The organism is Mycoplasmoides genitalium G37 (assembly GCF_000027325.1).
Classification (GTDB): Bacteria; Bacillota_I; Bacilli_A; order Mycoplasmatales; family Mycoplasmoidaceae; genus Mycoplasmoides; species Mycoplasmoides genitalium.
Genome location: NC_000908.2, coordinates 125,852 through 149,188, shown reverse-complemented (window position 1 = coordinate 149,188; position 23,337 = coordinate 125,852). Strand labels below are relative to the sequence as shown.

Genomic DNA, 23,337 nt, shown 5'->3' with positions numbered 1-23,337 from the left:
ACTTACTTAACTATAAATAAGGTTTTTGTTTATCTTAAACCCTTGTCAAAATGTTTACCTATATTTTTTGGGGCAACATTAAGAAAACCAAATAACAACATTACTAGTAATGAGATGATGAAAGGGATCGTTCTTAACAAGTAGGAATTACTATTAGATCCTATTTGACTATTGGTAAAAACATAGGCATATGCAAAGATTAACCCAATAAAGATGCTAGGGATAATTCTTCACATTGAGATAATCATAATGGCAATAGCAATAAAACCCAAGCCATTTACATCTCCGCTGTTAAAGGGAAAGTTAGAAACACTTAAAACAAACAAACTACCACTCAATCCAGCTACCATCATTGAACAAATTGCGCCTATCCATTGGTATTTGTAAACACTAATCCCTTGGGTATCAATTACATTAGGATTCTCACCTACCGCACGGTATCTCAACCCAGTTTTAGTAAAACTCATCAAGTACCATACAAACCCAATCAGAAGTAAACTAAAAACAAACACACCAATTGCTTCTATACTAACAGTAGTTTGGATGGGAAATAAGTACCTTACTCTTAAGGTAGTATCGGAAAACAAACTAGCAGCATTCTGACTAATAAAAAGGGTAATTCCGCTAGCCAACAAGTTAATCCCAGTTCCCACAATAACATGATCTGCTCTTAACTTAACTGCTGCTAGTGCAAATAAACAACCTATAACACTACTAAATAAAACTGATAAGGGAATGGTGATAAATAGTGATCAGGAGGGAGCGGATTGATTTAAGTTATTTGTAAATCCATACGATAAGAGTGCCATAAATAACCCACCAAACACCATTCCACCATTAATAGCAATATTAATGATCCCAACGCGTTCAGCGAGATAACCACTCAATACTGCTAAAAGCAGTGCTGGAGCGATAAAAAACCAACTTTCTAATTGTGCTAAACTTAACATTGTTACTTAACAAACTCCCTTTCCACTAACTTATTGATTCTCTCAAACTGTGATTGGAAATCACGCAGTGATTCACTTTCATTTTTAAACCAATTTAATACAAACTTCTGTTGGTGTTTAAAATTAACAAATTCCAACTTAAAAGTAGTTGAAGGTTTAATATTGCCACTTTGGATTGCATTCAATCACCAAGCAATTAAATTAGTTGCACAATTGTGATGGTATTCTTGAACAATTTCTTGTTTGTTTTTTGCATATTGTTCAAATAAACTAGTATCAAACCAATTAAATTTAGTTTTGTCATTCTTTTTTTTCTGTTTTGACAAGAAGCGTTGGAAACTTAGTCACTCTAGGTTAGCAGCTAGTTTGTTTTCATATGTTTCATATGTGGTGAGATTTATCTTTCCAATGTTCAGCTTCACTAGGTATCTTCATGGTTTAAAGTAAACCATTAGGTTATAAAGTGCAGCAAAATACATCATGATTCCTAAAACTAAACTAGCAGTATTAGGGTTTAAATTAGCAGGTCTTGCCCCAATGTTAACAAAAGCAATAAGAACAGAAACAATAACAATCCTAAAGGGGTTATTTAAAGCAATTAAACCAATCGCAATCCCATCAAAACCAGTAGCTGGTACTGCTGAAATAGCACTATCCCCAACATTGTTAAATGTCAATACTTTTTCAGTTGATGCAGTGTAAACAACCGTTGCTAATAGTCCTGATAAAATTCCTGAGATAATAAACGATAAGAACTGGTATTTTCTAACATTAAAACCCATTGCCTGAGAACCAAATACACTACTGCCAATTGACTTTAATTTGTGTCCAAAAACTGTGTATTTTAATACTACTGCCACAATAATAACACTAATGAAAGCAATAATAAGTGAAGCTAATCAACCAAACTTTTTTGTTAAAGGAGAGAAGTTATATAAAGCAAATTCATCAGGGAGTGGTAAGGAAAAGAATTGGGCTGTACCCCCACTATTATCTTTAATGTAAGTCTCTACTAAATAAGCACTAATAAGCACTACAATTCAGTTCAACATAATTGCACTTACAACTTCATTAACCTTGAAAAAAATCTTTAAAGTTGCAACAACAACTGCCACACTAACACTACCTATTACCATCAATAATACAGTAATAATCTGACCTCCAAAACCAGGTCGAAATGAACTTGGAAACACCTTGAGAATCATTAAAAACCCAAAGATGGCTCCAGCCATCATCTGCCCTGAGATACCAATGTTGAAAATACCAACACTCATACAGAAACTAAATGCTAATCCAGCTAGGATATAAATAGCAATCTGTCTTAAGAAATTTTCAGTATTAGTGTTATCTAAAAATAACTTAGTAAACAGTGCAAAGAAGCTCGCACCTCTACCTCCAGGAATTGAAATAATCAGTAAAAACGATATAAGAAAAGAGAGGATTATCAAAACCACTGAAGAGAGGATACTTCTTCTTTGCATTTGTTTCTCAGAGCTATGTAAAAATCGGTCTTTTCAAAACACCAGGTGGTGTTTAAAGTAACTTTTAAATTGCCACATTGTCATAGTCTTTTATTGCATTATTAATCTACCTATCGATTGGCGATCCATTAAATCTCTTTTTCCCATACCAACTATTCTCCCCTTATTGATAACAGCCACTGTATCAGCAAGTGCTAAGATCTCATCAAGTTCATATGAAACCAATAAGATAGCTTTATTATTAGCTTTAGCTAATAAGATGTTTTCATGGATAAAAGCAATAGCACCAATATCAAGGCCTCTGGTTACTTGTGCTAACACCAAAAGGTCATTTTGTTTGGTCATTTCTCGACCAATAATTAGTTTCTGTTGATTACCACCTGAAAGTCTTCTTACAACAGCACTACCCTCAGCACTGCCCCTAACATCAAACTTTTTAATAATAGTGTTGCTATAAAGAGCAATCTCCATTGGTTTTAAAAAGTTTCAACTACTAAAAGGACGGTTATTAATCTGGTTATTAACCGTATTAAACCTCACGGTTTGATCTAAGATCAAGCCATATTTATGTCTATCTTCCAAAACAAAACTAATCCCAGCATTAATCCGTTTTCTAATTGATCATCTTGAGATATCAATATTGTTAAAAATTAACTTATTACTAGCAGCTTTTTCAATTCCACAAATTAAATTAACAAGCTGACTTTGACCATTACCCTCAACCCCAGCAATAGCAAAAATTTCTCCCTTATGGATAGCAAAACTAATGGTTTCATCTGTATTTTCTTGATAGGAAAGTCCTAACTTATTAATCAAGCCTTTTACTAATTTAGGGGTTTTGTTACTGGTGGTTAGTTTATTTAAAAAACTAATTATCCATAAGTCTTTTAATGGTTTATTTTTCTTAATTTGTTGGGCTTTATGGATGTTATTGCACCTCACTAAGAACTTGTATGCTAAAGATTTATTGAGAAACAAATTCAGGTTTTGAACTTTTAAAACAGGTTCATCTTTAGCAACAAAATCTGTGGTGTTTTTAGTTTGTTTTAACTCTTTGCCCATCATTAAAAGCGCAATCTTATCAACTGGTGTTGTTTTAACATCAAAACTACCAACTACCTTGCCAAGTCTTAAGACAGTAGCTGTATCAGCAACTTGTTTAATTTCATTTAATTTATGAGAGATTAAAACAATTGTTTTTCCTAGCTTTTTAAAGTTAGCAATAATCTTGAGAAAGTTTTGAATTTCAAGATCACTTAAAACTGCAGTGGGTTCATCAAAGATAAGGATATTACTATCACGAAATAAAACCTTTAGGATCTCAACCCGTTGTTGCTGACCTACTGTTAAGTTACTAACTTTTTGTTTAAGATCAACAAAGATTCCATATTTTTCCATGATGGTTTTAATCTTTGCTTCACTTACTTTACGATTAATTAAAGGTAAAAACCCAAACCTACTTTCATTCCCTAGAATGATGTTATCTAAAACCGTGTAGTTTTCTATTAACTTAAAGTGCTGGTGCACCATTCCGATTTTATGTTTTACTGCATCTTTAGAAGATTTAAAATTTACTTGCTTTTCACCAATAAAGATCTTGCCACTATCAGGTTTATATAAACCAAATAAAATCGAAGTCAGGGTTGATTTTCCTGCACCATTCTCCCCCAAAATGGTGTGGACAGTATTTTCATAAACAACTAAGCTAACATCAACATTAGCCTTAATTTTGCCATTGTCAAAACTTTTGGAGATATGCTCCATTTTGAAGGCAACTTTTTCCATTAATTAAACACCACTTAATAAGCGTCATTATAAAAATTCTCATAAAAATTACGCTCATCACTTATCATATCTTTCAAATTACGCGTTATTTTGAATTGAAAGGTTTGTTTTGCTTTAGCAACATTTGCTACTAAAATTGCTGGATCTCAGCTTCTTTTTGGTCTAATTTCTAAATTTAATCTACTAGGATAAAACACTTTTTTAGCAATATCAATAACTTCTAAATTAGAAGTTCCTATCCCACTCCCCAAGTTAAAGGTTTCAAATTTAATTTGGCGATGATCATTTAACCACTTTCATAATAAGAAATGAGCATTACATATATCATAAACATGGATGTAATCTCTTATGCAACTACCATCCTTAGTTGCATAATCATTGCCATATAAAAAAAAGGGAGTTTGTTTTAAAAAGGCTTTTACTAAGTTAGGAATTAAAAGCGTGGTATTACCATTAAAATTACCAAATGGCAGAATTGCACCTGCCACATTAAAAAAGCGTAAGCAAACAACTTGTAGTTGACTATTTTTGGCAACTGCATTTAAGATTAATTCATCTAAAAACTTACTCAATCCATAAGGATTGGTTGCTTGTGTTTCAGTTATTACAATCTCTTCACTAATGTAACTATTAGTTGTTTGACCATACACTGCAGCACTAGAAGCGAAAAATAATTTAATTGGCTTCTGTAAGTTACTAATTGCACTAATTAGGTTTAAAGTACCAATTACATTGCAATCAAAGTACTTCAATGGATTATGTACTGATTCACTTACACTTGTTTTAGCAGCAAAGTGAAATACCACATCAGGTTGAATTGCTGCAATTACTTCAGTTAGCTTATGTCTATCTAGTAAATCAGCAAAATAGAATTCAATTCCAATCTTTTTTAAGAGTTTAATTACATGGTTATTTTTGTTGTTATCAATAACAGTAACAATTAGCTTATCATTTTGTTCTTTGATAAAACTAGCAAAACAACTACCTATGTAACCAATCCCGCCAACTATTGCAACCCTAGTCTTTGCTCCAATCATCAAAACTTTGGGTGAATTGCATAGGTTCAAGCTCTATATCAGAAAAGTTCTTTGTAATCTGATCAAATTCATCCATAAACCGGGAAAATTCCATTGTTTCCATTGAAGGTTCAACGCTCTTTGTTGCTTGAAACAGCTGATTATTGTTATCAAATGGTGATTCAGTTAAAGGATTTTGATTTAAAAAAGGATTATTGTTAATGGATGGAGAAAGTGTAAAAAATTGTTGAACTTCGATTGGTTTGACATAACTAAGATACAAAGGACTTGTGGATGAATTGCGATAAACTTGGTTGAGTTGTTGGTTGCTAAAAGCCGCAACTGAAACAGGCAATTTTTCTTGTTTAATAATCCAAACAGTAGCATCAGTTAAGGCTTTGTTATTGGAAAGATCAACAATTCAGAGCTGATCTACATATAATCATGTTTGCTTTTGTTTTATCAGTTCAATTAGTTGTAACAATTTATTGAAATTATTAAAAATTAGAAAACCTGTTAGTGATTGACTAACTGTTTCAAAACTAACAAAATCTAAACTAATATTTTTGTCTTGTGAGGTGTAATTAGCTCGCACATTTTGCGTTTTAGCAAAACTTTGTACTAATTGAAAAATATTTTTATCCATTTTTTAAAATACCTAATAAAATTTCAAAATCAAGGTTGGTAACAACCCTAAAAGCATAAGCACTACCATCAACAATACTTAAGGGTGATTTATTAGAAATCTTCATTAAGTCCAACATACTTCTAGCCCTTAGAAATTGCTGTTTTGAAAACTGATTAAGTTTATTTAAAGTATATGCTTGGGGGTATTGTACTTCATAAGCCTTGCTTTGTTTTCAATAGTTAAACCTATTTTTATCTTGCAAGTGGCTAAAGACAACATCATTGTTACCATTCATTAGTGTACCATTATATGGTAATACTGCAATAGCTGCTTTTTCTATCAGTGCTTTTTCATAAACACTTTTAACTGTCTTTATTGCAGTTAATGGACGATTCGCTTCAATTAAGATAAAGCAACAGCTGTCATAATAAGAGCTAACACCTCTTTTTTTGTAATCTTGGGTTAATTTGTATTTTTCTTGGATAAATACCTTAGCTTCATAAACATTAGCTACATCAGTATCACGTGAAAAAAACACAGTAGTGTTTTTGTATTTTTTAGCAGCTTTATCAACTATTTTATGTTGTTCAGCATTACAAAATATAAGGGTTTCTTGGATGTTAAAAGGTAATGATTGAAAGAGTTTTAACCCAAATTCAAACATCCTAACATCTTCATAAACTTGGGTGTAACTATCAACAGCATTTTGTTGGTCTGAAAGAAAATTTTCACACAAAACAATACCTATATTTAAAGTACGTTTCATAACTTAGATTAAGCTAGCTTTGTTAACAAATAGTGGAAAGATTCCAAGATCTTATTGGTAAATAATTCAATGTTATCCTTACGATTATTTTGGTTCATTTCAAACTCAAAATCATAAGCCTTATTTCCTATAATAATACAGAAAAAAAGTAATCCTATTGCTTTATTTTCAACTGCTTTACTACCTGCTATCCCACTGCAAGCAATACCCACATCAGCTTGAAACTTTTGTTTAACCCCAACTGCCATCTCCCTAGCACAGAAACTGGAAACTGCCCCATGGTTTGCAATTGTGGAGGATTGAACATTCAGTAAGTTAATCTTAACTTGGTTATTGTAAGCAATAACACCGCCATTAAAATAGTTAGAAGCACCATCAATGGAAGTTAAACAATGAGCTAATAAGCCACCAGTAACTGATTCAGCTGTTGCAACACTAAGTTGTAACTTTTGGAGTTTTTCTGCTATTAAATTGGCAAACAAAGTTATTCCAATGCCTAATAAGGATTATAACTTGGAGTTATAAGCCTTTAGTTGCTGATATATTTGGATGTTATAAACAATGAAAGACCAAATTGAAAAAACTGCTGCTAAATAATATGGCAGTTGAGTTAGTAATCAAAAGAACAGTCCACTATTCAAAGAAGCTATTTCACTTTGTTTAAAACTCCAAACAAAACAACTAAAAACAATACCAACCATCTGCATGATAGTTTTTCATTTTCCAAGTCAGTTAGCAGCAATAACCACCTTTTTCTCATAAGCATAAATCCGCATTCCATCCAACACAAGATCACGGACTATAAAAACAATTAATAAGCTAAAGTGAAAATATCCATTAATCGCTAGTGCAATAAGAACACCATTGATAATCACTTTATCAGCAATGGGGTCTCATAATTTACCAAAGTTAGAAACTGCTAGCCATTTTCTTGCTAAATATCCATCTAAATAATCTGATATAACTGCAGTTAAAAACAAAAATCCTCCAATCAATAAACTGATCTGTAAACTAATGCTAATTGCACCAACAGAAAAGTTAGCTAAAACTCCTAGTTGATTATCTAAAGCAATAAAAATAATAGTAGGTAAAGCAATAAAAATTCTGTAAACTGTTAACCAGTTTGCAATCTTTTTTTTATAAGCAGCGAATTTAGAAGTTAATGGTGCCATGTACACGGGGAAAGGGAATAGCATCTCTGATGTTTTCCAATCCACATATATAAGCTAATAATCTATCAAAGCCCAAACCAAAACCTGCACTAGCAAAATAACCCCATTTCCTCATATCAAGATATCAGTTCAAACTTTTTGTGTCAATGTTTAAAGATTGACACCTATTCTTAAGTTGGTTTAAATCACTTTCCCTTTCACTTCCCCCACAAATCTCACCAATCTTTGGTAATAAAAGATCAACTGCAGCAACAGTTTTATTGTCAGTATTTGTTTTCATGTAAAATGCCTTTAACTCCTTTGGATAGTTAATAACAAAAAGCGGTTGATTTTGAAAATATTGTTCGCACAAAAAGCGTTCATGTTCTGTTTTTAAGTCAATACCAAAACTAAAGTCGTTTAGTTCAAAATTAGTTTTTTTTGTATCACTAGATTCCTTTAGAATCGCTAATGCTTTGCTGTATTCAATGATTGGAAATTTTTTAGTACTAATGATTGTCTTTAAGTTGCTAATAATGTCATTGCTAAATTGCTTTGCTAAAACATTTAGTTCATCACTAGCATTTTCCATCACTTTTTTAATTAAGAATTTAATTAGGTTTTGTATTAACTGCATTAAATCTTTTAAGTTAGCAAATGCAATTTCAGGTTCGATCATCCAAAACTCACTAAGATGACGATTAGTATGGGATTTTTCAGCTCTGAAAGTAGGACCAAAGGTGAAAACCTTTTTAAATGCTTGCGCAAAAGCTTCTGCTCCAAACTGGCCACTTACTGTTAAAAAAGTCGTTTTATTAAAAAAAGTTTCACTATCTTTAATTACAAATGTTTCCCCCGCTCCCTCACAATCATTACTAGTTAAAATAGGGCTTTGCACTAAGATAAAATCATTTTTAAAGAAGTATTCAAAGATTGCGTGTGACAAAACACTCCTTATTTTCATCACTGCAAAGTAAGTTTTTGCTCTTACTCTTAGATGCGCATTACTTCTAAAAAACTCTTGACTATGTTCTTTTTTTTGCAGTGGATAATCAGACTCTGCTTGTGCTAATAAACTCACCTGCTTTAATTTCAACTCCAGTGGTTGTTTAGCTTTTGGGGTTAAGATAATTTCCCCTCAAACCATAACAGCACTTGCTAAATTAACAGTTTGTAACAGTGAGAAAACCTGGGGGTTATCTTCTTGTTTTACTACTGCTTGTAGGGTATTAATACTAGAGCCATCACTAATTGCTAGAAAGATGATGTTAGCACTAGCACGTTTATTTTTAACCCAACCTGATAGTTTAATCTGCTTGTTATTAAATTTTCGTGGGGTTTGTAGTAACTGCTTGACTGTAACTGATTTCATCAATAAAGTTTAATTAGATTGTTTGCAACAATTTTTGACGTTGCCACTGCTCTAATTTTATAAAGCCACTTCCCATTACAATGAAATCAACAAAGGCTTTAATTTGATCAATGTTATTAACTTTAATCCCACCATCAATCTCAATTTTCAAGTTGTAATGGTTAGCAATCTTTAAATTTGTAAAAACAGCTTCGTTAAAAGCTTGACCACCTTTACCAGGAGGAACACTCATTAAAGTGATAAAGTCGATGGTTGTAAAAAATGGTTGGTATAGTTGTAAATTGGTTGTAAATTTAAAAGCAAGACCAACTTCTTTACCATTTTCTTTAACTAGTTGGATTAGTTCTTTAATCTTTGCAAAACTAAATGGTTCAACATGAAACGAAATCCTTTTCACATTAGGTTGTGAAAGATAAAAATTTATTTGAGGGATGATCTGTTCCACCATTAAATGGACATTAACATCAAAACCTATTGTTTTCAATTCATCCAAATATTCACCTTTAAAAGCAGTATTATGAACAAATTGGTCCATCACATCATAATGGATTAACCTCAATCCATCTTGAAAGTAACTTTCTAAAAGTGACTTGTCAAACCTATTTAAAAGTGGTAAGAGTGAAAAAACAACCTTAGTGGCCACTTCTTAGTTTTTCAAACATTAACTTTTTATAAACTTCAACGCCAGGTTGATTAAAGACATTATGCCCTAATAATGATCCACTCATCACTGTAGCAACAGAGAGTCAAAAGTAAAAATAACCAAACATAAATGCAGATTGTTCTTTTAAAGTTAATTTAATAATGCTTACATTTGCTTGGTAGTGCGCTTTAATAACTGAATCAATTGCAACATCTGAAATCTCATTTAAGCTTTTATCTAACAAGAAATCAAGTTCATCATCATTGTCAAAATCAGATGGAGGTAAATTAATATTAACAAGTGGATTTTTAACATCAATTACTGTTTCAAAAAACACTTTTTCCCCTTCTTGATAGAGTTGTCCCATTGAGTGTAAGTCAACAGTAAAAATCGAAAAAGTAGGAAATAAAGATTTATCGTTCTTACCTTCTGATTCACCAAAAAGTTGTCGATGCTGTAATAACAAATATTCATACAAACTGTGATAAGCAATGCAAACTTCAATTTTGAATTTTTTTGTGGTGTATAGTCAATGTCTAACTACTGCATAAAGGTATGCAGAATTGTTTTCAAGTGAAGTTGTTTGCAAATCCTTTTTGGCTTGTAATGTTCCTTTTAAGATGGCCTTAGGATCATGACCAAAAAGTTTGGCTAGTAACAAACCAGCAGGAGATAGAGTTGAAAAACGCCCACCGATATTTGAATCAATAACTAACTTTTGGTAACCATGATTTGATGCCATTTTGGTTAGTAATCCCTTTTTTTCATCAGTAATAACAACTACTCTTTGGTAGTGTTTGTTGCCATAACGCTTGTTTAATAAGTTTCTAAAAATGCGGAAATTCAGTGCTGGTTCTAGGGTTCTACCAGACTTAGAAGTGGTAATTAGAGCCCATGATTTATTTTTAATTTCCTTAATAACACTTGCAGCTTGAAAAGCAGAAAGGTCAGGGACAAAGTGGATTTTTAATCCTGTTCTTTGTTTTGGTTTTAAGAAATCTAAAACTGTTTTAATACCAGTAAAAGAACCACCAATACCAACATAAACAATGTCAGTTACTTTTAAACTTTTAAACTTTTTGTCAATTTGATTAATGGTTTTTAAAAGGAATTGGTGGTTTTGATCAGGTTGGTCATACCACCCAGTCATGTGACCATCAGCAAGTTTATGAGCTAGAAAATCTTGGTGAATTTGATCTACTTTTTTTTGGTATTTCTTAAAAATAATTTCTTTATCAAATCCATAAACATGACTTAAGTCAATTGTTAATAATTTATCACTCATAAACACTTTTGCAGTTGATTTTAATTAATCATTTTTCTATACTTCTCATACAATCACGAAGGATATCTGTTTTTCATAACACTTGTGGTTACAAAGCAATCTTTTTCATACTGATGATAACAGTTAGAAAAATGACACTTACTAATCATTTTCTGAAAACCAACAAAGTGTTGGGCTGCTAAAATTTTGAGGTTTTTAATAGAAATTACATTAAAACCAGGGGTGTCACAAATAAAACCGCCTCTAAATGAAAAAAGTGTTGTTTTAGTAGTGGTATTCTTACCAAATTTATTAACTGATAAGGCTTGAATCTTTTGTTTTAAAGAAGGATCTAAACGATTAATTAAGCTAGATTTACCAACACCAGATTGACCTGTAAAAACACTTAGTTTTTTACTAAAAATATCGATTAATTCTGAAGGTAGTGGTTCATTTTTAGAAACAAAAAATAACTGATAGTTAAACTGTTTTAAATCGATTAACTTTTGTTTTTCCATTGGATCAAAATCAAGGTCTGTTTTTGTTATTAAAATAGGTATTTCATCAATTAATTTAGCATTGAAATATACCAATAATTTCAACAGTTGAATTCAGTTAATCTTAGGTTGAACTAGTGATTGGATTAAAACAATCTGATCAACATTAGCAACCCTTGGTCTTGTAAGTTCATTTTTTCTAGCTAAAACTTTAGTGATCGCACCATCTTCAAGTTGAACCCTATCACCAACCATCAACTTAAAATCATTTTTTCACTGTAACTTCTTTTGAGGAAAAGCAGTTATTATCTGGTTATTCCAAAATACTTTGCATTGTTTTGCTAATGACTGAAGCACTATCCCAAAGTTAGAATCTGGCATTAAAAATTAATAAAAGAACTATTGCAGCAATAATTAACCCTATAAAAACGATAGTAAAGATTGATAAGGCTCAAGTTTTGAAATACCAAGCTAAGGGCTTTTCAAGCATCATTTCTCTAATTTCCACCTGCCCTTCTAAAACCCTTTCATTAGCAGGTTTAATCATCGCTTGTTCATTTTCTCAATTCGCCAAATCTTCTAAAAGTTCTTTTGTGGAACTGTAAAGTCACTTATTGTTTTCTCTTTTCACAGCAGTACAACGAAAAGCAATATTTTCTAAGCTATTTGGGATATCACTTCTAGTTGCTTGCATTAAAGGTAAGTCAAAATTGCGTGCTTTTTGGATTGTTTCTCTTTCCTTGTTGGGGTTAATTGACTTGTTAAATGGAACTCTACCAACTAACATCTCAAATAGAATAATTCCTAACGAGTAGATATCATACTGGGCATTGGGTGGTTTTCTAACCTTTTTACCAGCTTTATTAACTGTGCTTTCCAAAACATCAGGAATCATATAACTAACTGTGCCAAACAGTGAATTTTCATCAGTTAAAACTTCGGTTTTTTCAGCAACTTTAACTACTGTTGAAGCAATGCCAAAATCTAATAGTTTAATATCAGTTAAATCACTAGTAAATAAGATGTTTTCAGGTTTAAGATCACGGTGGATAATTTGGTGCTTGAAACTGTGGAGATAATCAATGGCTTTTACTATCTTTGTAAAGTAATAAACTACTTCGCTAACACTAAAGTAGCCTTTTCTGTTAAGCAATTGTCTTAAAGAAGGGCCATCAACATACTCCATTGCAATCATCACTATCTGATTGAGAGCAATTGTTTTATTACCACGAACTATTTTCAAAAAAGGGTTCACCACATCAAAACTTTTCACTAGGTTAGAATGGTGCACTCTAGTTGTGGTTACCATTTCATCAAGGAACTTTTTCCAATTATTTTCATTAATCTTAGGATTTTTTTGAACCACCTTTAAAACTAAGTGTCCATACTGTTTTTTTTGAACTGGTCCATAGTTTTTTAAGTTCAAATTTTTTGCTAAAAAAAGATAGGAATCCATCCCACCCCTATTTAAAAGCTTTTCAATTTGATACTTATTTTCAACAATATCACCTATCTTTAAGATTGCTTCCATTTTTGCAGATTAACAAGGGCAGCAGTAATATTATCATTACTTGCATTTTCAATACTTTTTCTATAAAGATTAAACACTGCTTGTTTTAGGTTTTTAGAATTAGTGATAATTTCAAAAAAAAGCTCTTTTTCAACAAAGTTATAAAGTCCATCAGAACACAATAATAAAAATTCTTGTTGTTCAATTTTTGTGTTATAAAAACCATAAACTAATGGTCTTTTTGTTTCTTTGGAAATAGTATTTGTTAATGCTAAAAGTTGATTAGAATAACTTAAAAGTAATTTCTCATCAGCATTCATAGCAACTAACTGGTTATAAAGATTGTGATCCTTAGTAACTAACTTAGCTTGGTTTTCAAATAATAAGTAAGCTCTGGAATCACCAATTCAAAAGATATAAATATCACTTTTAGTTAAAATTCCCAAGACCAAGGTGCTAGCCATCCTAGCAAACTGGATTTGTGCTTCATAAACTGTTTGAAAACAATTTTCTAGTTGAAAGCGTGCTTGTATTAAAGTATTTTCAAACCACTTTTTAACTGTAGTTTCATCTCACTGGTTAAATTCAAAACCTTCAAATAAACTAAGAAAGAGTTTACCTACTAAGTTACTAGCAATCTTGCCACCCTTATAACCACCAAGACCATCACAAACAACTATTAGTAGGTTATTTTGATTAAAACTAAATCCATAAAAGTCCTGATTTTCCTTTCTTACAGGACCTTTTTTTGATAAACCGGTAAAGAAATGATCATTAGCAGCTTGCATTAAATAAACTCAGATAGTAAGATTGATTTCAACTCATTAAGGGTTTTATCAAACTCTTTGTTAGTGACAACATACTTAAAATTATCAATCTGTTGAAACTCTATCTTAGCTTGTTCTAAACGTTTTTTAATTGTGGTTTCATCTTCATCATTACGCTTTTTTAAACGTTTTAACAACTCTTGCATTGAAGGTGGTTTAATGAAAATTAAAACAACGTTATGAGGATATTTACTTTTAACCTGTAAAGCACCTTGATACTCAATTTCAAGCATTAAATTAATTCCGCTTTTAATTGCTTGTTCAGCTTGAGACTTGAGCGTTCCATAATAATGGTTATTATAGCAAGCCCATTCAATGAAAGCATCTTGTTTTATTAAGTTTTCAAACTCATCTTTATCTTTAAAAAAATAATCAATTCCCTCTTTTTCACTAATGCGCTTTTTTCTTGTAGTTGCAGAGATACTGTAGAACAGTTGTTCTTTGAAATGATCTAATAAGGCTTTAACAAGGGTGCTTTTGCCAACACCGCTAGGACCAGTAATGACAAAAATTCTCCCCTGATTGTTCACTTCAATTGTTAGAATAATTTTAACTTTACTGTTTTTATCAATGACTTTTCAACCAACTAAAACTTGGCTTGTTTTTGATGATAATGCTTTGATTAACAAGCCAACTGAAGCTGTTAATTTTCCAATAGATGAGCAAATTGAAACCTGTATTAAAAAGATGATTGCATATGTTGATGCTTCATATGATGGTAAAGCACAAGAATATGACATTATTCCAGGAATTGGGATAGCTGCTAACCAGATTGGCTATTGAAAACAACTGTTTTACATCCACCTCAATGATTTAAACAAAGAAAAAAAGTGCCTACTGATCAATCCTAAAATTATTGATCAAAGTGAAAATAAAGCATTTTTAGAAAGTGGTGAGGGGTGTTTAAGTGTTAAAAAGCAGCACAAAGGTTATGTAATTCGTAGTGAATGGATCACTATTAAAGGTTATGATTGGTTTGAAAAAAAAGAGATTACCATTAAAGCAACTGGACTATTTGGAATGTGTTTACAGCATGAATTTGATCACTTACAGGGACGCTTTTTTTACCAAAGAATTAACCCTTTGAATCCATGGTTTAAAAAACCAGAATGAAAAGTGATTAATCCTACTTTGAAGACAAGTAATGGATAATTTCATCTTGCAACCTATCTGAGTTGGAAGACAAGGTTTTAATAACCCCTTTTAAAGCAACTGATATTTTACCAGTTGTTTCACTAACAATAAAAACAACTGCATCAGACTTTTCACTTAATCCCAAGGCACTTCTGTGTCTTGAACCATATGAAACATCAATTAATTGTCTTGTCATTGGAAAGTAAGAAGAGACACTAATAATTTTGTAATCTCTAACAATCACCGCTCCATCATGTAAAGGAGATGATTTGTTGTAAAAAATAGTAACTAACAGTTCAGGGGAAAAATCAGAACTAACCCGATAACCAATGTTGATATAAGGATCAAGTGAATCACGTTTTTCAATGGCAATAATAGCCCCAATTTTATCAACTGAAAGTCTTAATAAAGTTGAAGTTAAATTGTCAAAAAAGTTCTTTTTATCAAGGTTTTGTTTGGACTTACTGAAAACACTAGTTCAAGTACGTACAACATAATTTCTAACCCGTTTGTTTAGAAATGCAAAAGCAATTAAAAAAACAAACAGTAAAAGTAAAAAAATAAGGGTAATAAAAAGCAGGATATTAACAACCATTGGCTAATTATATGAGTGTTAAAATAGCACGTTTTTGGATGAAATCAATCTCACTTAGTTTAGCTTCCAAACGATCGCCAATTTTATAAACCTTATTAGTTTTTCTTCCTTTCAATACCATTTTTTCCTTTTCAAAAATAAAGAAATCATCAGGGATAGTTGTAATTTTGATTAACCCATCAAAGTTATTTTCATCCATTCTCATAAAAATTCCAAAGCTAGTAATTGCTGAAATAAATCCGCTGAAGGTTTTGCCAATTTGTTTTGATAATAACAGCGTTGTTAGATAATCATTGGCATTTCTTTCACAATTGATAATTTTAATCTCTGTATCATTAACTGTATCAGCAATTTTTTCCAACTCTTGTTTGAGTTGATCTCTTTCATTATCAGTGAATTGATCGGGAGTAAAAAGATGCATTCACAACAACCTGTGAATGGTTAGATCTATATACCTTCTAATCGGTGAAGTAAAGTGGGTATAGTGGTTAGAACCAATGCTGAAGTGCATCAGGGGATTAACACTATAAAAAGCTTTGCCTAGTGTTCTTAATAAGAGGATTACAAAGATCTCATAACTAGGATTATCTTTGTTTTCATTTAATCAGCTAGCTATTTGGCTTGAAGTGACAGTATCTAAGTTAAATTGGGGTTTAGTTATGTTCAACTCACCAACTGTTTCAATCAAACTTTGTAACTTCTTTTTGCTTGGTCTTGGGTGAACTCTGTATGGTAAAGCAATTTTGTTGTTAGTTAACACCCAAGCAACTGTCTCATTGGCCACTACCATGAGATTTTCAATCATGGTTTCAGCTTTATCGTGAACCAAAAAATTTATCTTAATGGGAAAATAATGTTCATCAACAACTATCTCAGTTTCTTTGTGTGAAAGATCAATTGTACCGCGTTTTTGACGTTGCGCTTGAATTAGATCACTTAGTGTAAAAGCTGCTTTTAAGCTGTTGATAACTGTTTCATCACAGTTTAATTCTGATTTATTATTTAACCACTTGTTAACCTGATCATAGCTAAAACGATTTTTGGAAATAATTGTTGCTGGGTAAAGCTTGTTTGTTTTAATCCTTCCCTGATTATCAAAACTAATCTCACAAACAACAACATAACGTTTTTGTGCTGGATTTAAAGAACAGAGCTGATTTGACAATTGCTCAGGTAGCATGGGCACAACATAATGACCAGGTAGATAGATTGAGCTTGTTTTGTGTTTTGCTTCAATGTCTATTTCACTATTTCTATTAACATAGTGTGCAACATCAGCAATAGCTACATAAAGCACAAAACCTGTTGGTATTGTTTTGACATAAATAGCATCATCAAGGTCTTTTGATGTTGTAGGATCAACAGTCACAAAAGCTAAATCAGTTAAATCCTGACGGTAAGCTTTATGTTGTTCTTCAGTATCAAAACTTAACTTGTTAGCATGCTGTTCAACTACATCGTTAGTTTCAAAGACAATGGAATTGTCCAACATGATTGCTTTTATATTAATTAGCGGATCATCATTGTTACCCAAAACTTGTTGTACAGAAACCTTACATAAGTTGTTATCAGGATCATACTCATCAATTTGAAAAGCTATCTTGGTGTTAGATGCTAAGTTATTTGGGATAGAATCAGGATTTACAATCATAGTTAAATAAAATCTAGGGTTATCAGCAACAATTTTGTATTCCAAGGCAAACTCATTTTGATCTACTAAAAAATTACCTGCATACAAGATTCTTGCTCTTTTTAGAATAGTAATAACTGCAGCATCAAACTTATCACCAAATTGGGGTTTATCTAATTTACAAAACTCCACAAGATCCCCATCTAAAGCTCCAGTTAAATTAGAGTAATGGACATAATACACAGTTTTATCATCATCCAAAGAGCGGATAAAACCACTATTCTTATTTCCTAAGGTTAAAATCCCTTGTAGTTTTTTATCAAGTAAAGGCTCAGCAGGTTCATAGTTAACTAATAGCTGGTTTGTAACCCCACCAGCTTTCCTTAAGATGGCTCAATCAAGCAGATCATCAATGGCCCGATAGATGAGATGTTTACCTGGAAAATTAGGACTATTTTCCATCATTCTTACCACTATTCCAGGGGGAATAGGTTTACCATTTTCCTTTTTGACAATGGTAAATATCTGCTTTTGGAGTTCAGTTAAAACCTTCATTGTTATCTTGGTGCAAAACTAAATATCAACCCAAGAATTAAAAATAAAACTACTAAGATAAACATGATAATCTGTAAGATCTTTACAAAACCCCTATCTTTGGTTTTACGAAAGATCTCCAAGTCCTGACCTGATAGAGAAGCTAATCCTCCAGTAGAACCATGGTTAGAAAGCAAAAGTCCAATAATTAAACAGATAACAGCCATAATGAACATTACTATTTGGATTGGATGCATTGCTTGTGAACTAATTTTAAACTACTGGCATAGTTTTTTTAGATTAACACTAAAATGTTGGATTCCACTGCGGCTAATCTTTATGTTATATTTTGTGAAAAAAAAGTTTGCTATCTGTTCTAAAGATCAATCAGGATGATCACTTTTAATTAAGCAATAACGCTGAAAATTAAGCGGTCTTTTTGCAAAACTACTACTTTTAATAAATGATTTTAGTTGGAGTTGATTAGTTTGATTATTAGATCTGATTGTCTTCATTAAGTTAGCAACTTCCAAATTACTTTTTCTTAACTGGTTTAAAGTAAAACTTTTCTCTAGTTGCTTATTTTCAAAAGCAAGATAACCATCAAAGGCTTGAATCAGTTTTAAAAAATTACAGATCTTTTCATAACTTTTAAGATAAACAACTAACTGGTTTTGTTTAACTGTTTTTTTAAAAAAACTAAACAATTTTAAAAGTTGTTGAATTTGAAACTCATTGTTGGAACTGATTTGCAAGTGAAAGTTATTGGAGTTTATTAAATCACTAACACTACCTCCACTTAAAAAAGCAGCAATGAGATAAACTTGTTTAACTACCAATTCACTAGTTGTCACATCAAGTTTTAAAAGAGTGTTAATTACGTTAATATCTGCATTAAACTCAAAAAGAAAGTATTTCTTACTAGCTTTTGTCTTAAAGTCAAACTTAAGATTTTGAACAAATTGTTCCTTTAATGCTTCAGATTGCACTTTAAAACTTCAGTTACGGTTGTAAAGTAGCTTTAAGTTGTTTTGAAAAAAACCTGCTAAAAAGACATTTCAGTGTTTATCAATTAATTTGTTTTGGACCAGTTCAGCTTTAATCTGTGTACTAAATGTCATCCCTAACCTTTAAAACAGCTGTTACCCCATCACTAATTGCAGTGGCAATTTGCCGGAATGATTTACTTCTACAATCCCCAGCAACATAAAAACCCTTAATGTTAGTTTGCATATTTTCATCTCCTAAAATAAAACCATTTTGATCTAAATTAAGCTTAAGATCTAAAACTGGCTTGTTATTACTTTCAAAGCCTATGTAAGGAAAGAGACAATCAATTGCAATTTCACTTTCTGATTTATCAACTGTGCTTGCCAATTTAACAGTTTGGAGCTTTTCTTGACCTATTAACTGTTTTACAGTAGCATTTAAATGAAAAACTACATTACTAATTTTTTTTAATTTTTCAACTAGTAATGCATCACTTCTAAACACTTCACGTCTGTGAATAAGGTGAACTGTTTTAGCAATACTTGAAAGATAAATTGCTTCCTGTATTGCAGAATTACCTCCTCCTACAACACCAACTGTTTTACCTTTGTAAAGAGCCGCATCACAAATAGCACAATAACTAATCCCTTTACCATAAAAATAATCTTCCTTTTCAATGCCAAGTTTTCTCTCTTCCATCCCTGTTGCATAGATAACAGTTTTGCTAAAAACTGTCGTTTTGTTATCTAAATACAAGATGAATGTATCGTTAAGATGATCAATTTTGATTAAGTTGTTATAAAAAACAACTGGTTCAAATGCTAACAAGTGGTTGTACATCTCAAGACCTAATTCAGGACCAGTTATGGTTTTAAAACCAGGATAGTTTTCCACAATGTTAGTTTTTACTATCTTCCCTCCTGGAGTGTTTCCTTCAATAATTGCTAAATTTAAGTTAGCACGTTTACCATAAATGGCACTAGCAATCCCAGCAGGGCCAGCACCTACTATCACTAAATCATAGATAACTTGATCTTTAGTTAAAAAATCAGCATTCACTTTAAGCATTGATTACTTTCAATTCAGGGTTAAGGAAGTTACTTTTGCTAGCAACTACAAAATTATCATTGTCATCATAATACATGTCATACATCACCAAGCACCCACTTTCCTTGTCAACAGAGGTAACACAATGACGTTTTTCAATAGCAATCCCATTGTAAGCAAACTCCCTGAAGAACTGTTGCTGGAGGTTGTTTTCATCAAGGATGTTTAAAATATCATCTTTAGCAAAAAAACAAACGTTTAAAAAGTGTTTTTTATTCTCATCAAAAAACTTAGCTTCAATTCCCTTAAATTTATCAAGGTGCACAGTACTGTCAATATTGGCAAAAACACTAGCATCATCCTGTGATAACAGCTTTTTAATCAAAGTTGAAAGTTTAGCATATTTCACCTTCAGATTATCCTGGGTTTTATGAAAAAAACTAAAGCCTACATCTTTACACACAAAATAACCAGGGGTATTTTTAGTGTAGCGGATTATATTTTTGTTTAAAAGCGTAGCGAGAACAGAGCGAATTTGACTCCGTGAGGAGTTGAAACGGATTTCTAGTTGGCGTTCTGAGAAGATACGGGTGTTAGCAGGTCATTCAAAGCTTTGAATTTTAAGGATTATATAGCGATAAATAATTTGATTTTTTTTAGCTATCTCTTTCCCGAACTTCATGAAGCATATTTTCAACAATTATAAAAACTTGTTGGGGGTTTGCTCGATTATTGGTCTTATGCATAACTTGACCAATAATTAACTTTTGAATCCGTTCAATTCTATCAATGTTTTTCAGGATCTCTTTTTCATTTTCCTGAAAGATTTTTTTAATGATCTTTTGTAACTCTTTTGGATCAGTAATTTGCTCTAAATTATGGAGCTTAGCTAGCGATTTTGGATCTTTTTTAGTTTCAATCATTAAAGTAATTAACTGCTTAGCTTGTTTTTGGTTAACCTTTGCTGCTTTTAGCATTTCAATTAGGGTAATTAGATCTTGAATTAAATTAGCTGTTAATGAACTGTTGGTTTTATTGAGTTGACCTATTAGTTCAATACATAACCACCTGATGGTTTCTTGGGGGTTTTTAATCACACTATTAATAGTTTGAAAAGCACTAAAGATAGTTGCATCATCAACTACTAATTGGACTAATTGAGGATTGACATTACTATCAATTAGTTCTTTTTGAAACTGTTCTAACTGAAAAGCAACAGGTTTTTCTAATAATAAATCATCAATATTACTAGTCATGATGTTAGGTTCAATAAAGTACCTATAGTCAATCGTATTGTCTTTTTTTCTCATAAAAACATTGTTGTTGGTTTTATCATCAAAGCTTAAAGTTGCTTGACTCAAGGTTTCACCATTAATAAGTGCTTTAACTTGGCGGTTAATCTCAAGATCAATCGCTTTTTCAACATTATTAAGTGAGTTGATGTTTTTAATTTCAATTTTAGTTCCTAGTTGCCTTTGACCTTTTAAACGTACTGAAACATTGCAATCGCTCCGCATTGAACCATCTTCCAATTTGGCATTGGAGATATTGTTAACAATCAGAATTTGTCTCAACTTCTGTAGGTAGGCTTTCGCTTCTTTTGCAGTGTTGATAACAGGAAGAGTAACAACTTCAATTAAAGGTGCACCACACCTATTAAAATCAAGCAGAATTTGGTCATGGTTAAAGTGTTGTTTGGCAGTATCTTCCTCCAAATGAAACCGGTCAATATAAATTGGTTTTTCAATAGCATCAACATTAATGGTAACTACACCATTTTTAGCAAAAGGATAATTTTGTTGGGTGATTTGAAAACCCTTAGGTAAGTCCTGATAAAAATAGTGCTTTCGATCAAAAACAAGTTTATTTGTTACTGTCTTCATTTTTAATGCATCAGCTAATAATAATGCCTTGTAAACTGCTAACTCATTAACTTGAGGCAAAGTGCCTGGTAAACCTAAATCTATTGGGTCAATAAAATGATTGATTTTTTGATTATCAACGCGGTTAGGTGCTTTTGAAAACATCTTGCTAGCAGTATTTAAAACTACATGGACTTCAATTCCAATAATCGCTTCAAAATTAATCATGGTTTAAATCAAAAAGTTGTTCAAATCAATAAGCAATTTGTAAGAGTTTTTTATCTTCAAAACAGTTAGCACTAATACTTAAACCAATTGTTTGGTCTTTTGTTTGAACTAACCAAGGGATAGTTATAGAAGGGCTACCAGCAAAATTAGCTAATTGTAAAAAGTCATCAATAATGTTTGTATATGGCTTATTAGCTTGAATATCTTCAATGGTACTAGCAAAACAAGAAGCGCTTGGTGATAATACAAAATCAACATCACTAAAGAGATTCAGAAAGTTATCCACTAAGACTCTTCTTATTTTCTGAGCTTTTTCAAAGTACTTTTCAAAATTCTTCTCATCAGTTGCAAATGCCCCTATTACAAATCTTCTTTTTAGTTGTTTACCTAAAAACTGATCTCTGTTTCTGGTAATAGTTTGATCAAAATTACTTGGTGAATTAGGTTCAAACACCTTTTGACCAAAGACAATGCCAGTTAAATTACTATAACAACTAACTGCTTCGCTATAACTAATTATTTTGTAAATAGAATCAATTACTTTGAGAAGTTCCACATCAAAATCAAGTGGAATCAACTGGTAGTTTTTTTGTTCTAAGGTTTTTTTGAGATTATTTCATTTTTTTTGGAGGTGTTTGTTAAACAGTTTTTCTAGTGGTTTTAAATAACCGAAGCGAATTGATCTTGTAAAGGGAATGGCCAACTCATTGAAAAACTGGTTTTCATCAGGTGATTTTTGGGAAGAAAAATCAGTTTTATCATGTTTAATAACAACATCACTAACAATGGCAATATCACTAACAAACTTAGCAAATATCCCCACATGGTCCATACTTGGGGCATATGGAAATACCCCATTACGTGATATCAAACCATAAGTTGGTTTAAAGCCAACAACATTACAGATACTAGCAGGTCTTCTAATCGAATCACCAGTGTCAGTTGCAATGGAAAAAGGAACAATGTCTTTAGCAACTGCGTAAGCTGAACCTGAGGAAGAACCACCTGCAATTAAACTGGAATTTTCAGGGTGATGAACAACACCAAAAGCAGAATAACTACCTGTTCCACCTAAGCCAAATTCATCCATATTAGCTTTACCAACAAGCAACGCGCCATTCATTTCTAACAGTTCAAACACAGTTGCTGAAAAAGGGGGAAGATAGTTTTTTAAAAACAAAGAACCACCAGTGGTGACAATATCTTTAGTAGCGATGTTATCTTTCAAAACATAAGGGATGTTATTTAGCAGAATCTTTTCATCACTTTTATTAATTTTTTTTGAATAAATTTCAACAGTATTTTTCAATAAAAAATTACTTGATTTATTCAGTTCTATCTTTGCATTAATTGATGTTAAAACATCGTTAATGGCACTAGGTTTTTTATCAAGTATCGCCCTGAGACTTAAAATATTTGATCGCACA

General features: G+C 31.8%; 24 protein-coding genes. 1 reads left to right on the top strand and 23 read right to left on the bottom strand.

What is annotated here, in order from left to right; translation table 4 throughout:
• Positions 1–29 precede the first annotated feature (29 nt).
• From MG_RS00660 to gmk, 15 genes are read right to left on the bottom strand one after another with little or no spacing between them, the layout of a single operon-like run.
• Entirely contained in the window at positions 30–950 is a 921-nt protein-coding gene (locus MG_RS00660; protein ID WP_009885677.1) for an ABC transporter permease, read from the bottom strand.
• A gap of 2 nt (positions 951–952) precedes the next feature.
• Positions 953–2,515 carry an ABC transporter permease gene (locus MG_RS00655; RefSeq protein WP_010869341.1) on the bottom strand — a complete coding sequence of 521 codons (1,563 nt, stop codon included), beginning with the start codon at positions 2,513–2,515 and terminating at the stop codon, positions 953–955.
• Between the two features lie 6 nt (positions 2,516–2,521).
• Complete coding sequence (locus tag MG_RS00650; RefSeq protein ID WP_009885675.1) at positions 2,522–4,216, bottom strand: ABC transporter ATP-binding protein; 1,695 nt, start codon at positions 4,214–4,216, stop codon at positions 2,522–2,524.
• A gap of 14 nt (positions 4,217–4,230) precedes the next feature.
• Positions 4,231–5,253 (bottom strand): UDP-glucose 4-epimerase GalE, encoded by a 1,023-nt coding sequence (gene galE / locus MG_RS00645; RefSeq protein ID WP_010869340.1) that lies wholly within the window; start codon positions 5,251–5,253, stop codon positions 4,231–4,233.
• The gene (locus MG_RS00640; RefSeq protein WP_010869339.1) at positions 5,234–5,878 is read right to left on the bottom strand and encodes an MPN256 family protein; all 645 of its coding nucleotides are present in this window, start codon (positions 5,876–5,878) and stop codon (positions 5,234–5,236) included. Before MG_RS00640 ends, galE begins: the two co-directional genes overlap by 20 nt.
• Positions 5,871–6,626 (bottom strand): glycosyltransferase family protein, encoded by a 756-nt coding sequence (locus MG_RS00635; protein ID WP_010869338.1) that lies wholly within the window; start codon positions 6,624–6,626, stop codon positions 5,871–5,873. Before MG_RS00635 ends, MG_RS00640 begins: the two co-directional genes overlap by 8 nt.
• Positions 6,627–6,634: 8 nt before the next feature.
• Positions 6,635–7,108 carry a CinA family protein gene (locus MG_RS00630; protein ID WP_009885673.1) on the bottom strand — a complete coding sequence of 158 codons (474 nt, stop codon included), beginning with the start codon at positions 7,106–7,108 and terminating at the stop codon, positions 6,635–6,637.
• Between the two features lie 24 nt (positions 7,109–7,132).
• A complete protein-coding gene (gene pgsA / locus MG_RS00625) occupies positions 7,133–7,822 on the bottom strand; it encodes a CDP-diacylglycerol--glycerol-3-phosphate 3-phosphatidyltransferase (RefSeq protein WP_193328795.1) in 690 nt (229 codons plus the stop codon).
• On the bottom strand, positions 7,779–9,149 hold the full coding sequence (asnS, locus tag MG_RS00620; protein ID WP_009885670.1) for an asparagine--tRNA ligase: 1,371 nt from the start codon (positions 9,147–9,149) through the stop codon (positions 7,779–7,781). The genes pgsA and asnS overlap by 44 nt, the downstream gene beginning before the upstream one ends.
• A 13-nt stretch (positions 9,150–9,162) precedes the next feature.
• Positions 9,163–9,792 carry a ribulose-phosphate 3-epimerase gene (locus MG_RS00615; RefSeq protein ID WP_009885669.1) on the bottom strand — a complete coding sequence of 210 codons (630 nt, stop codon included), beginning with the start codon at positions 9,790–9,792 and terminating at the stop codon, positions 9,163–9,165.
• Complete coding sequence (locus MG_RS00610) at positions 9,782–11,077, bottom strand: glucose-6-phosphate isomerase (RefSeq protein ID WP_010869336.1); 1,296 nt, start codon at positions 11,075–11,077, stop codon at positions 9,782–9,784. The genes MG_RS00615 and MG_RS00610 overlap by 11 nt, the downstream gene beginning before the upstream one ends.
• Positions 11,078–11,097: 20 nt before the next feature.
• On the bottom strand, positions 11,098–11,934 hold the full coding sequence (rsgA, locus tag MG_RS00605; protein WP_010869335.1) for a ribosome small subunit-dependent GTPase A: 837 nt from the start codon (positions 11,932–11,934) through the stop codon (positions 11,098–11,100).
• Positions 11,921–13,084 (bottom strand): serine/threonine-protein kinase, encoded by a 1,164-nt coding sequence (locus MG_RS00600; RefSeq protein ID WP_009885667.1) that lies wholly within the window; start codon positions 13,082–13,084, stop codon positions 11,921–11,923. The genes rsgA and MG_RS00600 overlap by 14 nt, the downstream gene beginning before the upstream one ends.
• Positions 13,069–13,851 carry a PP2C family protein-serine/threonine phosphatase gene (locus MG_RS00595; RefSeq protein ID WP_010869334.1) on the bottom strand — a complete coding sequence of 261 codons (783 nt, stop codon included), beginning with the start codon at positions 13,849–13,851 and terminating at the stop codon, positions 13,069–13,071. Before MG_RS00595 ends, MG_RS00600 begins: the two co-directional genes overlap by 16 nt.
• Positions 13,851–14,504, bottom strand: coding sequence for a guanylate kinase (gene gmk, locus MG_RS00590; protein WP_408634320.1), 654 nt, complete (start codon positions 14,502–14,504; stop codon positions 13,851–13,853). Before gmk ends, MG_RS00595 begins: the two co-directional genes overlap by 1 nt.
• On the opposite strand from gmk, the gene def reads away from it, so the two are divergent.
• A complete protein-coding gene (gene def, locus MG_RS00585) occupies positions 14,392–15,042 on the top strand; it encodes a peptide deformylase (RefSeq protein ID WP_234943745.1) in 651 nt (216 codons plus the stop codon). The genes gmk and def overlap by 113 nt on opposite strands.
• Here the strand turns inward: def and cdaM are convergent.
• From cdaM to gatA, 8 genes are read right to left on the bottom strand one after another with little or no spacing between them, the layout of a single operon-like run.
• Positions 15,017–15,619, bottom strand: coding sequence for a diadenylate cyclase CdaM (gene cdaM / locus MG_RS00580; protein ID WP_009885663.1), 603 nt, complete (start codon positions 15,617–15,619; stop codon positions 15,017–15,019). The genes def and cdaM overlap by 26 nt on opposite strands.
• 7 nt (positions 15,620–15,626) lie before the next feature.
• Entirely contained in the window at positions 15,627–17,804 is a 2,178-nt protein-coding gene (rnr, locus tag MG_RS00575) for a ribonuclease R (RefSeq protein ID WP_009885662.1), read from the bottom strand.
• 2 nt (positions 17,805–17,806) lie between these two features.
• Entirely contained in the window at positions 17,807–18,040 is a 234-nt protein-coding gene (secG, locus tag MG_RS00570) for a preprotein translocase subunit SecG (RefSeq protein ID WP_010869333.1), read from the bottom strand.
• Between the two features lie 21 nt (positions 18,041–18,061).
• Positions 18,062–18,904 carry a DNA-binding protein WhiA gene (gene whiA / locus MG_RS00565; protein WP_010869332.1) on the bottom strand — a complete coding sequence of 281 codons (843 nt, stop codon included), beginning with the start codon at positions 18,902–18,904 and terminating at the stop codon, positions 18,062–18,064.
• Positions 18,894–19,841: a thioredoxin-disulfide reductase gene (gene trxB / locus MG_RS00560; protein ID WP_009885660.1), complete on the bottom strand. Its 948-nt coding sequence runs from the start codon at positions 19,839–19,841 to the stop codon at positions 18,894–18,896. The genes whiA and trxB overlap by 11 nt, the downstream gene beginning before the upstream one ends.
• On the bottom strand, positions 19,834–20,502 hold the full coding sequence (locus tag MG_RS00555; RefSeq protein ID WP_009885659.1) for a helix-turn-helix domain-containing protein: 669 nt from the start codon (positions 20,500–20,502) through the stop codon (positions 19,834–19,836). Before MG_RS00555 ends, trxB begins: the two co-directional genes overlap by 8 nt.
• Positions 20,477–21,910, bottom strand: coding sequence for an Asp-tRNA(Asn)/Glu-tRNA(Gln) amidotransferase subunit GatB (gatB, locus tag MG_RS00550; protein WP_009885658.1), 1,434 nt, complete (start codon positions 21,908–21,910; stop codon positions 20,477–20,479). The genes MG_RS00555 and gatB overlap by 26 nt, the downstream gene beginning before the upstream one ends.
• On the bottom strand, positions 21,903–23,336 hold the full coding sequence (gene gatA / locus MG_RS00545; protein WP_010869331.1) for an Asp-tRNA(Asn)/Glu-tRNA(Gln) amidotransferase subunit GatA: 1,434 nt from the start codon (positions 23,334–23,336) through the stop codon (positions 21,903–21,905). Before gatA ends, gatB begins: the two co-directional genes overlap by 8 nt.
• Between the last annotated feature and the right edge of the window lies 1 nt (position 23,337).